At 68.2% G+C, this 11,782-nt stretch carries 11 protein-coding genes; 1 reads left to right on the top strand and 10 read right to left on the bottom strand.

Going from position 1 to position 11,782, the window contains the following annotated elements; translation table 11 throughout:
• Nucleotides 1–97: 97 nt before the first annotated feature.
• The 3 genes from NP80_RS19935 to NP80_RS19925 form a co-directional block, all read right to left on the bottom strand.
• Complete coding sequence (locus tag NP80_RS19935; protein WP_035488218.1) at nucleotides 98–475, bottom strand: hypothetical protein; 378 nt, start codon at nucleotides 473–475, stop codon at nucleotides 98–100.
• 278 nt (nucleotides 476–753) lie between these two features.
• Complete coding sequence (locus NP80_RS19930) at nucleotides 754–981, bottom strand: sulfurtransferase TusA family protein (RefSeq protein ID WP_006402122.1); 228 nt, start codon at nucleotides 979–981, stop codon at nucleotides 754–756.
• A gap of 143 nt (nucleotides 982–1,124) precedes the next feature.
• Nucleotides 1,125–2,060 carry a LysR family transcriptional regulator gene (locus tag NP80_RS19925; RefSeq protein WP_006409757.1) on the bottom strand — a complete coding sequence of 312 codons (936 nt, stop codon included), beginning with the start codon at nucleotides 2,058–2,060 and terminating at the stop codon, nucleotides 1,125–1,127.
• A gap of 111 nt (nucleotides 2,061–2,171) precedes the next feature.
• On the opposite strand from NP80_RS19925, the gene NP80_RS19920 reads away from it, so the two are divergent.
• The gene (locus NP80_RS19920; protein WP_006409754.1) at nucleotides 2,172–3,692 is read left to right on the top strand and encodes a CoA-acylating methylmalonate-semialdehyde dehydrogenase; all 1,521 of its coding nucleotides are present in this window, start codon (nucleotides 2,172–2,174) and stop codon (nucleotides 3,690–3,692) included.
• Between the two features lie 52 nt (nucleotides 3,693–3,744).
• On the opposite strand, the gene NP80_RS19915 is transcribed toward NP80_RS19920, so the two are convergent.
• The 7 genes from NP80_RS19915 to NP80_RS19880 all read right to left on the bottom strand — a co-directional run bounded on the left by NP80_RS19915 (nucleotide 3,745) and on the right by NP80_RS19880 (nucleotide 11,775).
• Nucleotides 3,745–4,629, bottom strand: a complete 885-nt coding sequence (locus NP80_RS19915) for a MurR/RpiR family transcriptional regulator (protein ID WP_006402125.1) — start codon at nucleotides 4,627–4,629, stop codon at nucleotides 3,745–3,747.
• A 277-nt stretch (nucleotides 4,630–4,906) separates the two neighbouring features.
• A complete protein-coding gene (locus NP80_RS19905; protein ID WP_006411429.1) occupies nucleotides 4,907–6,079 on the bottom strand; it encodes a Gfo/Idh/MocA family protein in 1,173 nt (390 codons plus the stop codon).
• 86 nt (nucleotides 6,080–6,165) lie between these two features.
• Nucleotides 6,166–7,092, bottom strand: coding sequence for a TIM barrel protein (locus NP80_RS19900; RefSeq protein ID WP_006411426.1), 927 nt, complete (start codon nucleotides 7,090–7,092; stop codon nucleotides 6,166–6,168).
• A 28-nt stretch (nucleotides 7,093–7,120) separates the two neighbouring features.
• Nucleotides 7,121–8,134, bottom strand: a complete 1,014-nt coding sequence (iolG, locus tag NP80_RS19895) for a bifunctional inositol 2-dehydrogenase/D-chiro-inositol 1-dehydrogenase (protein ID WP_006411432.1) — start codon at nucleotides 8,132–8,134, stop codon at nucleotides 7,121–7,123.
• A 64-nt stretch (nucleotides 8,135–8,198) separates the two neighbouring features.
• Nucleotides 8,199–9,110 (bottom strand): sugar phosphate isomerase/epimerase family protein, encoded by a 912-nt coding sequence (locus NP80_RS19890; protein ID WP_006411435.1) that lies wholly within the window; start codon nucleotides 9,108–9,110, stop codon nucleotides 8,199–8,201.
• A 37-nt stretch (nucleotides 9,111–9,147) separates the two neighbouring features.
• Complete coding sequence (locus tag NP80_RS19885) at nucleotides 9,148–10,173, bottom strand: ABC transporter permease (RefSeq protein WP_006402131.1); 1,026 nt, start codon at nucleotides 10,171–10,173, stop codon at nucleotides 9,148–9,150.
• A gap of 27 nt (nucleotides 10,174–10,200) precedes the next feature.
• Nucleotides 10,201–11,775, bottom strand: a complete 1,575-nt coding sequence (locus NP80_RS19880; protein WP_006402132.1) for a sugar ABC transporter ATP-binding protein — start codon at nucleotides 11,773–11,775, stop codon at nucleotides 10,201–10,203.
• Between the last annotated feature and the right edge of the window lie 7 nt (nucleotides 11,776–11,782).

Here is an 11,782-nt window from a genome sequence, read left to right as displayed (position 1 = left end):
TTGCGTGGACTACGGCTCATTCTTCGAATAATCGTCGTTGTCGCGCGATCGCCGCGGCCCTGGCCCTGGCCCCGGCCGCGACCGCACCGGTTCCGCGTTACAGCCAGTCGTCGGCCGGCGCGTGCTGCGCGAGCATCCGCTGCAGTTGGCCGCGCACCTCTTCCCACGCGGCGGCCGCATAGTCGGGCCGGTTCGCCGCCCAGGCGTGCGCGAGATCGAACACGCGTTCGACGGTCGCGCTGCAATACGTGACGGCCGGCGCGTCGTGCTGCGCGGCGTCGCGCAGCCGCTCGCCGAGCCATTCGGCCAGCCACGGCATCTCGGCCGCCGCCGAATCGGCGTATGCCTCGAGTGCGGCCCGCGCATGGCGGTCCTGCTGCGGATCCAGCTCCACGCGGCTCGATGCCGGCGTGCAGGCGGATGCAATGCAATCCCTTGTGGACGGACTTCGTCGGGTCCCTGGTCTGAAGGACATGTCCTCTCCCCCCTTATACGACGGTCGCGTCGGGCGTGGCCCCCGTGCCTGCCTCTTCGACGTACCGTGGCCGGCGCGCCCGAACAGCACGGACGACCGGACGGGCCAGTATACGCAGCCGCCGGCAAACCGAGGTTTAAGAATTGTCAGACTGGCGCGGCTCGGGAACGTGCCGGACAGGGCCGGGGCGGCCCTGCAACACGGCGCGGCGCGGCGCGCCGACGCGTTTGCGCCGTGGGCGGCGCACGGCGAGCGGTGTGGTGTGGCGTGGCGTCGCGTCAGCGGCGACGCATCAGGAACACGAAGGTCTTGTCCTGCGTCGTCGATTCGACGATTTCGTTGCCGGTCTGCTTCGCGAACGCGGCAAAGTCGCGCTGGGAGCCCGGATCGGTCGCGAGCACCTTCAGGATTTGCCCGCTTTCCATATCGGCGAGCGCTTTCTTCGCGCGCAGGATCGGCAACGGGCAATTGAGCCCGCGCGCGTCCACTTCCTTGTGAATCTGCATCGGCTGTCGACCTTCGAATGGCGCGCCGCACGGGGCGCGGGAGGAAGCCGCGATTTTACCGCAGCGCGGCCGCGCGCGCCGGACGGCCCGACGCGGCCGTCGCAGGCCCGTGGCGAGGCCGTGACGGGGCCGTTGCGGGCCCGTCATGCGCCCGAGAAGCCGCCCGCCAGCCGCTCGCGCAGATGGCGCACGAGCGCGCGCACGGCGCTCGGCACGACCGCGCTGTACGGCCGGATCGCGAAGATGTGGTCGCCGAACGCGCCGGACGGCCGCCACCCGTCGAGCAGCGATACGAGCCGGCCCGCATCGAGATCGCGCCGCGCGCTGAAATCGGGCAGCAGCGCGATGCCGAGCCCGCCGAGCGCGGCCTCGCGCATCGCCTCGCTGTTGTTCGCCGCGAAGCTGCCGCGCACCGGCACGCTGACGCGCTCGCGCCGCCTGCCCTGCAGCTCGAAGCTCCACGCGGCCGGCTCGTTGTCGCGCAGATAGCAGAGGCAGCTGTGGTCGACGAGTTCGCGCGGATGGCGCGGCGCGCCTCGTGCGTCGAGATAGTCGCGGCTGGCGACGAGCAGCGAGCGCGTATCGCAGAGCTTCCATGCGACGTGTGTTTGCGGCGCGGTCGTCGTATGGCGGATCGCGAGATCGAAGCCTTCCTGCGTCAGCGAATGCAGCCGGTCCGACAGGTCGAGTTCGAGATGCACGCCCGGATGCGCGCGCAGGAAATCCGGCAGATGCGGGACGATCTGCTGGCGGCCGAGCGCGACCGGCGCCGTCACGCGCACGAGCCCGCGCGGCTCGCCGGCGAGCTCCTTGACGCGCGCGAAATGCTGGCCGATCGACTCGAACGCGTCGCGCGTGCTGTCGACGAGCGTCCGGCCCGCGTCGGTGAGCCGCACGCTGCGCGTCGTGCGGCGCACGAGCGGCACGCCGGCCGCCTTTTCGAGATCGGCGATGCGCTGACTCATCGCGGCCTTGCTGATCCCGAGCCGCTGCGCGGCGGCCGTGAAGCTGCCGGCGGCGGCCAGCACCGTCAGCGAATGGATGTGCGGCCAGAGCGCCTGGACATTTTGCTGATTCATCCGCCGATTATTCAGAATTCTGAACAGTGAATCAAGCTGCGCGGCCTTCTCCGGCCCGCCGCGTTTCCCTAGACTGAGGCCTTCCCTTCCCCCGAATCTTCAGGAGACACGATGAACCCGGTTCCCGCGTATACGTCCGATGCCGACGTCGGCCACTACCTCGACGGCGCGCCTGTGGCCGGCCGCAGCGGCCGCTTCCAGGACGTCTTCAATCCTGCGCTCGGCCGCGCGGTGCGTCGCGTCGCACTGGCCGACGACGGCGAAGTACAGCGGGCCGTCGCGTCGGCCGCCGCGGCGTTTCCGGACTGGGCCGCGACGCCGCCGATTCGCCGCGCGCGCGTGCTGCACCGTTTCCTGCAGTTGATGAACGAGCATCGCGACGCGCTCGCGGCGATCATCACCGCCGAGCACGGCAAGGTGTTCTCCGACGCGCAGGGCGAAGTCGCGCGCGGCATCGACATCGTCGAATTCGCGTGCGGCATTCCGCAACTGCTGAAGGGCGACTACACCGACCAGGTCAGCACCGGCATCGACAACTGGACGATGCGTCAGCCGCTCGGCGTCGTCGCCGGCATCACGCCGTTCAACTTTCCGTGCATGGTGCCGTGCTGGATGTTCCCGGTCGCGATCGCGACGGGCAACACGTTCGTGCTGAAGCCGAGCGAGCGCGACCCGTCGGCTGCGCTCTACATCGCCGACCTGCTCACGCAGGCCGGGCTGCCGCCCGGCGTGTTCAACGTCGTGCAGGGCGACAAGGGCGCCGTCGACGCGCTGCTCGATCATCCCGACGTGCAGGCCGTCAGCTTCGTCGGCTCGACGCCGATCGCCGCGTACGTGCAGCAGCGCGCGGTGCAGTCGGGCAAGCGCGTGCAGGCGCTCGGCGGTGCGAAGAACCACCTCGTCGTGATGCCGGACGCGAACCTCGAGCAGGCCGTCGACGCACTGATCGGCGCCGCGTACGGCTCGGCCGGCGAGCGCTGCATGGCGATCAGCGTCGCGGTGCTGGTCGGCGATGTCGCCGAGCGGATCGTGCCGGCCGTCGCCGAGCGCGCGCGCAAGCTCGTGATCGGCGACGGGATGTCGCCGGAAGTCGAGATGGGCCCGATCGTCACGGGCGAGGCGCTCAAGCGCATCGAAAGCTATATCGAGCTCGGCGTGCAGGAAGGCGCGCAACTGGTCGTCGACGGCCGCGGGCTGCGCGTGCCGGGCCGCGAGCAAGGCTTCTTCACCGGCGGTACGCTGTTCGATCACGTGACGCCCGACATGCGAATCTACAAGGAAGAGATCTTCGGGCCGGTGCTAGGCTGCGTGCGCGTGAAGGACTTCGGCGAAGCGGTCGACCTGATCAACGGGCACGAGTTCGGCAACGGCGTGTCGTGCTTCACGAGCGACGGCGGCATCGCGCGCGAGTTCGCGCGGCGCATCCAGGTCGGGATGGTCGGCATCAACGTGCCGATTCCGGTGCCGATGGCGTGGCACGGCTTCGGCGGCTGGAAGAAGAGCCTGTTCGGCGACATGCACGCGTACGGCGAGGAAGGCGTGCGCTTCTATACGCGGCAGAAGTCGGTGATGCAGCGCTGGTCGTCTAGCATCGGCAAGGGTGCCGAGTTCGCGATGCCGACCGCGAAGTGACCACGGCGGCGCGCCGCCCCTCGGCGGGCGGTGCGCCGAGGCCGGCGCGGCGTCAGCCGGCCTTCGAGCCGTGCGCGCCGTCGGCGCTCGGCAGGTACGACAGCTCGAGCCGATACGCGAGCGCGACGAACAGGCTCTGTGCGAGACCCATCGACGCCGTCAGCGCGCGGAATCCGAACGTCGCGCTTTCCTGCACCATCAGCGTCACCTCGGCTTCCCGCGCGATCGGGCTCATCCGGCTGTCGGTGATCGCGATCAGCCGCGCGCCGCGCTGCACGGCCTGCTGCGCGACCTGAACCGTCTCTTCCGCATACGGCATGAACGAGATCACGATCATCACGTCGCCGTCGCGCACCGAGCGGATCTGGCCGAGATGCATGCTGCCGAGCGCGCTGAACAGCCCGATGCGCTTGTCGGTATGCTGCAGCGCATAGTCGAGATACACGGCGATCGGAAACGCGCGGCGCGAGCCGGCGATCCAGATCGCCTGCGTGTCGGCCAGCAGATCGACCGCCTGCGCGAGCGCCGCCGGGTCGAGCGTCTGCCGCAGCTGCTGCATGCCCGCAATGCTGCCCTTGATGAACTCGTCGGCGATCTGCTCGGGCTGCAGGCTCGACGAACCCGATTCGATCACGTCGCGCAGCCGCAGGCTGTAGGCACGGCCCGGCGCGATCTGCTGCGCGAGCCCTTCGCGAAACAGCCGCTGCATCTCGGAGAAGCCCGAGAACCCGAAGTGCTTCGCGAAGCGCACGACCGCCGACGGCTGCACGCCGCACGCCTCGGCGAGCGACTGGATCCCTTCGAGGCCGAGCTGGTCCCGGTGCGTTTCGACGTGCCGCGCAATGACCTTCAGGCGGTTGCTGAGGCCGTCGTACTCCTGCGTCAGACGCTGCAGGAACTGCTCGACGGTGGCGGGAGGTTTCTCGGACGAAGTCATCGAATGGCGCGAAATGGACGGCCCCGATACGCGAACGCGGCTCGGGACACCGCATGAACACATGCATGAAGGGCGAATTTAAACACGTTTGCGACGCGTCTCGCGCCGCCTGCTCGCTCCCACGCGCTCGATCATCACGGGCCAGCACACCGCGGCGATACCGGAACGATTCTCCACCGGCGTCGCGGCGGCGTAAAGCTTAGGGCGTGCACCGACGGCGGCGGCCGGCGCCGCGGCGCGCGCACCACGCGCGCCGCCGTGCGTCGCGGCGCGCAACTCAGCGGTAGTCGACCCACACGCCGCCCGCGTCGGCCGAGCGCACGCAGTTCTCGACCCAGCGCACGCCCTCGACGCCGGCGTGGACATCGGGAAAGCGGATGCCCTTGAGCGCGTCGGCGTCGCCGCGATCGGCCGCGTCCATCGCGAGCGCGAAGCGCGCGTACAGATTCGACCATGCGTCGAACAACCCTTCCGGATGGCCGGCGCCGATCCGGTCCTCGCGCAATGCGTCCGGATGCAGGTACGGCATGCCGCGATCGAGCATCTGCGCAGGCTGCCCCTGCACCTCGTAGCGCAGCTGGTTCGGATGCTCGTCCCACCATTCGACGCTCGCCTTCGAGCCGATCACGCGCACCTTCTGCCCATGCATCGAGCCGGCGTTCACCGCACTCGACCACACGTAGCCGATCGCGCCCGTGTCGTATTCCATGATCGTGAACGCGTTGTCCTCCAGCGGCGCGCGGCTCTTCACGAAGCTCTGCCGCGAGCACATCAGCCGGCGGATCTTCAGCCACGGCACCATGACTTCGGCGATGTAGAGCGGATGCGTGCCGATGTCGCCGAGCACGTAGCTCGGCCCCGCGAACTTCGGGTCGACGCGCCAGCGCGCGGCCGCGCTCTCGGCTTCGACGCCGTCGCTGTGAAAGCCGTGCGCGAACTGCATCTGCACGATGCGGATCTCGCCGAGATCGCCGCGCGCGATCATCTCGCGCGCCTGCTCGATCATCTGGTGGCCCGAATAACCGTACGCGACGCCGACGATCCGGTTCTTCTCGACGGCCAGCCGCTGCAGCGCCTCGGCCTCCTGCGTCGTGAAGCAGAGCGGCTTCTCGCAAACCACGTGCAGCCCCGCGTTCAGCGCCGCGCGGCAGATCTCGAAGTGCGTGTTGTTCGGCGTCGCGATCGAGACCGCGCGGATGCCGTCCTCGCGCTTCGCTTCGGCGTCGAACATCGTCTGATAGTCCGGATAGCAGCGCTCGGCGTCGACGCCGAGCTTCACGCCGAACTGCCGCCCGCGCTCGGGATCGAGGTCGAACGCGCCGGCGACGAGCCGGAAGCTGCCGTCGCGCAGCGCGGCCGAGCGGTGGCTGTAGCCGATCTGGCTGCCCAGGCCGCCGCCGACCATCGCCCAGGGAATCGAATGTCCAAGCAGAATCTGTCCGTCGATCATGATGTTCGTGGTCCTCAGTGCGTATCCGGGTGTTCCGTATTCAGCGGTTCGATTTCGTTCTTCGCGCAGTCGCGCGGATGCATCGTTCAGGCGAACCCGGCCGATGCGAGAAACGCGCGGCTCGCCGCGACGTCGCGCAGGCTCGTGTCCGCATTGCGTGGATCGCGCTCCTGTTCGATCGTGATGTAGCCGGCGTAGCCGATGTCGTCGAGCGTGCCCTTGATCGCGCGGTAATCGAGCACGCCACGGCCGATCGGACACATCACGCCGCGCGCGCATGCATCGAAGAAGCGGATCCGCTCGCTCATCACCGCGTCGTATACGGCCGCGTCGATATCCTTGAAATGCACGTAATCGAGCCGCGCCGCATGGCGGCGCAGCCATTCGCACGGGTCCATGCCCGAGTAGTAGAGGTGGCCCGTATCGAGGCAGAGGCCCGCCGTGTCGGCCGGTATGTCGGCGACGATCCGGTCGATCTCGTCCGCGAATTCGATATAGCCGCCCGCGTGCGGATGAATCACCGCGCGCACGCCGAACCCGTCGCGCGCGAGCGTCGCGATCTGCCGGATGTGGTCGACCATCGCGGCCCAGTCCTCCTTCTGCAACCGCGGTGCGCGATCGCCGTGACCGGCCGCATAGTCCCGTTCGTCGTGACCCCAATCCATCACGACGAGATACGGCGCCGCATAACGCTGCCCGCGCTGCGTCGGCAGCTTCGGCAACTGCGTGATCAGCATGCAGATGTCGCGCGTCTGGCGCAGCAGGTTCGGCAGATTCGCGGGCGACACGAGATCGTCGAAGATCGTGCCGGCCGTGATGCTCAGCCGCTGCTGTTCGAGCTCCGCGCGCACGACGTCGAGCGCGAGCGGGATGTAGCCGTACGGGCCAAGCTCGATGCCCGAATACCCGGCCGCCGACGCCTCGGCGAGCACGTGCCGCCACGGCGGCAAGTGCGGGTTGCTCACGTCGTCGACGCCCCAGCAGCACGGCGCGCAGCCGATCTTCATCGTCATGTCGGTCGATTCCCGGAAGCGGTTGGCCTCAAGCGCGATAGAACGCGGGACGTTCGGCGATCGCGATCGGCTCGACCGCCCCGCTCTTCTGCGCGCGCACGCAGGCGTCGGCCGCGACCGCGGCCGCATAGCCGTCCCATGCGGACGGGCCCGTGAGTGCCTGCCGGCGCACGCCGTCGATGAACGCCTGCAGCTCGACGTCGTACGATGCGATGAAGCGCTCCTTCCAGTCGGTCATGATCTCGACCGACTGCCGCGCCAGATGCTTGAGCCCGACGGCCGGCGGATCGGGCAGCTTCGCGATCCCGTTCTCGCCGACCACCTCGCACTGGATGTCGTACCCGTACTGGCAGTTCACGAAGATCTCGACGTCGATGCGCACGCCGCTCACCGTTTCGAGCAGCACGATCTGCGGATCGGCGAGATGCGTGCTCGCGTGGCGCGTCTTCTTCGGATAGACGACCTGCGCGCTCACGTAGTCCTCGCCGAGCAACCAGCGCAGCACGTCGAGTTCGTGGATCAGCGTGTCGGTGATCGCCATGTCCGTCGTGTAGCGCTCGCCGACCGACTGGTTGCGGTGCGCGCAATGCAGCATCAACGGTGCGCCGATCTGGCCGCTGTCGATCACGCGCTTGAGCGCGCGATAACCTTCGTCGTACGGCCGCATGAAGCCGACCTGCACGAGCCGCGAGCCATGCGCGAGTTCCGCTTCGACGATCCGCATGCAGCCCTCGGCCGTCACCGCGAGCGGCTTCTCGCAGAACACGGGCTTGCCGTGCGCGATCGCGTCGAGCACGAAGGCCTCGTGCGTCGGCCCCCACGACGTGACGAGCACGGCCTGCACGTCGGCGGCCGCGATCAGGTCGCGGCCGTCCGCGTAGATCTCCGCGTCGGGCGCGTAGTGCGTCACCGCATCGCGCGCCTGCTGCGGATCGATGTCGTTGACGGCGACGACGCGCGCGCCGGACAGCGTGCGCATCAGCCTGCGAATATGGTCCTGGCCGATCGCGCCGCAGCCGATCACGCCGATTTGCAAGGTCATCAGGGTATCTCCAGTCGTTCGTTATCGGCGGGCGCGTGCCGCGCCGTCGGTCCATCGAATCGTTTCAGCGCGCCGCGCGATCGAAATGGCGGTCGACGTAGCGCTGGATCGTCTCGCGCATGTAGCGCGAGGAGGCTTCCGCACGGTCCTCCCACGCGAACACGCACGACGACATCACGCCGTCGAAGCCCGCATCGGCGAGTGCGCGGAAGAACACGTCCCAGTCGATCTCGCCCTGCCCGATGTCCAGATGCTGGTGCACGCGGATCTGGTTCGAGCCCGGCGGGTTCACGATGTAGCGCAGCTGGCTGCTCTTGCGGTGGTCGAACGTGTCGGCCACGCGCACGTGCGCGAGGATCGGCGCGGCCTGCGCGATCATCGCGGCCATGTCGTCGCCGTAGTAGAACGTATGCGGCGCGATGTACGACAGCTTCAGCGACGGCGAACCGATGTTCGTGACGATGTCGATCGCCGGCTGCAGCTGCTCGATCCAGTCCTCCGGATGCGGCTCGACCGACAGCACGATGCGCTCGCGCTCGAGCACGGGCAGCAGCGCGTCCATCGAGCGGAACCACGCGGCTTCGCAGAGCTCCTTCGGGTTCGCGCCCGGCCGCTCGCCGACCGAGCGTTCGGGCGACGCGCCGCGCCCGAACTCCGACACCATCAGCGTGCACTCCATTTCGAGCGCGACCTCGATCGCCTTCTTCCAGCAGCGCACGGCCCACTGCCGCTCGTCTTCGAACGGGCTCGCCCAGCGGTACATCGGCTGCAGCGACGCGAGTCCGACACCGCTCGCGCGCAGCGCGCGGCGGAACGCGGCCATCCGCTCGCGCGTCGCGCGCGGCATCACCCACCAGTCGAGGAAGTCGCTGCGCGGCGACAGCTCGATCTGGTCGTAACCGAGCTCGGCGACTGCGTGCGGCAGCCGATCGAGCGGCAGGTGGCGAATCATGTACGGGTCGAGTGCGATCTTCATGGCGATGTTCGTGCGATGTGCAGTGGAATCGTCGCGCTCAGCGGCGCTTCTTCTTGTTGCGGTACTGGTCGGCGATCACGGCCGCGACGATGATCGCGCCCTTGACCATCTCCTGGTAGTACGCGTCGATCCGGATGAACGTGAAGCCCGACGTCATCACGCCGAGGATCAGCACGCCGATCACGGTGCCCGTCACGCGGCCGAGGCCGCCCGACAGCGACGTGCCGCCGATCACGACGGCCGCGATCGCGTCGAGCTCGTACATCACGCCCATCCCCGACTGGCCCGAGATCGCGCGCGCGGCCGTCACGGTGCCGGCGATCCCGCTCAGCAGCCCGGCAATTGCATAGACGAGCACGAGATGGCGCGTCACGTTGATGCCCGACACGATCGCCGCATGGCGGTTCGCGCCGATCGCATACGTGTACTTGCCGAAGCGCGTGTAGCGCAGCACGACGTGGAAGATCGCCGCGATCACGAGGAAGATGATCACGGGGTTCGCGCCCGCGCCGATCGCCGCGAACTGGTCGGTCAGCATCGACACCGGCATGCCGTTCGTGAACCACTTCGCGAAGCCGCGCGCGGCGACCATCGTGCCGAGCGTCGCGATGAACGGCGGGATGCCGGTGAGCGCGATCAGCGAGCCGTTCAGCAGCCCGACCAGCAGCCCGACGCAGACGCCCGCCAGCACCGGCCAGATCACGGGCAGGTCGGTCAGATGCGGAAACACCGCGCGCGGAAAGTCGGACACCTGCGCGAGGCTCGCCGAGACGACCGCGGCCGCCGCGACGACCGATCCGGACGACAGGTCGATCCCGCTCGTGATGATCACGAGGTTCACGCCGACCGCGATGATGCCGATCACGGCCATCTGCAGCACGATGATCTCGAGCCGCTCGGCGTTGAACAGGAAGCTCTGGCCGACGACGAGCCAGCCGATCGCCTCGAAGAACAGGCTGATGCCGACCAGCACGAGAAAGATGCTCAGCTCGGGCGGCCACTTCGCGTGCCGCGTCTTGATCGTCATGGACTGCGCGTCCGCGACCGGATTGAGGTTGCCCATTTCAGTTGTCTCCATGCTTGTTGCGGCTCAGCGCGACGCGAGATCCATGATGCGGACCTGGTCGGCGTCCTTGCGATCGACGATGCCGGTCATGCGCCCTTCGTGCATCACCATCACGCGATCGCTCATGCCGAGCACTTCCGGCATCTCCGACGAGATCATCAGCACCGCGACGCCCTTGCCCGCCAGTGCGCTGACGAGCCGGTGGATCTCGGCCTTCGCGCCGACGTCGATGCCGCGCGTCGGCTCGTCGAGGATCAGGATGCGCGGCTGCGTGAGCAGCCAGCGGCCGATCAGCACCTTCTGCTGATTGCCGCCGGACAGGTTCTGGATTTCCTCGTGCAGCCCGGGCGCCTTCACGCGCAGCGTCCGGCTCATTGCCTCGCAGTCGCGCTTCAGCTGCGCATGCCGCACGAAATTGAACTTCACGTAGCGGCGGCTGAGCACGGCCGCTTCCATGTTCGCGAGCAGATCGAGATTCAGGAAGCAGCCGGTGTCCTTGCGGTCCTCGGTCAGGAATGCCATCCCGTGCTTCATCGCCTGCGCGGGCGTCGAGATCCGCACCGGCTTGCCGTCGATCAGGATCTCGCCCGAGGTCGCGGGCACGACGCCGAACAGCGCCTCGGCCACGTTCGAGCGGCCCGAGCCGACGAGGCCCGCGACGCCGAGAATCTCGCCCGCGCGCAGATCGAAGCTCACGTCGCGGAACACGCCCTCCACGCCGAGATTGCGCACCGACAGCACGACGTCGCCGATCGGTACGTCCTCCTTCGGAAACATCTGCGTGATCTCGCGGCCGACCATCATGCGGATGATGTCGTCGCGCGTGACGTCCGACGACGCGTGCGTGCCGATGTACTTGCCGTCGCGAAACACCGAGAACTCGTCGGCGATCTCGAACAGCTCGTTCATCTTGTGCGTGATGTAGACGATGCCCTTGCCCTGCTCGCGCAGCTGCCGGATGATCCGGAACAGGTGCGTGACTTCCTTGTCGGTGAGTGCGGACGTCGGCTCGTCCATGATCAGCACGTCGGAGTCGAACGACACGGCCTTCGCGATTTCGACCATCTGCCGGCTCGCGACGGTCAGCGTGCGCACGTCGGCGTCCGGATCGATGTCGATCGACAGCCGCTCGAACAGCGCGGCCGTGCGCCGCCGCAACTGCGCATGGTCGATCAGCCCGAAGCGGTTCTTCGGCTCGCGGCGAATCCAGATGTTCTCCGCGACCGTCATGTACGGCATCAGGTTCAGTTCCTGATGGATCATCGCGATGCCGCGATCGAGCGCGTCGAGCGGGCCGTTCAGTACGACGGGCTCGCCCTTGAGCAGGATCTCGCCGCAATCGGGCGTATAGACGCCGGCGATGATCTTCATCAGCGTCGACTTGCCGGCGCCGTTCTCGCCCATCAGGGCGTGGACCGTGCCGCGGCGCACGCGAAACTGCACGCCGTCGAGCGCGACGACGCCCGGAAACGACTTGCCGACGCCGCGCACCTCGAGCAGGCAATCGGACGCCGGCGCGCCGGACGAACCGGGTGCGGCGAACGAAGCGGCCGGCGCGCCGTCGCTGGCCATCGGGCGCGCCATCCTGGCTGTAAACATGGACGTT

The organism is Burkholderia multivorans ATCC BAA-247 (genome assembly GCF_000959525.1).
Classification (GTDB): Bacteria; Pseudomonadota; Gammaproteobacteria; order Burkholderiales; family Burkholderiaceae; genus Burkholderia; species Burkholderia multivorans.
This window is presented reverse-complemented; position numbering and strand designations above follow the sequence as displayed.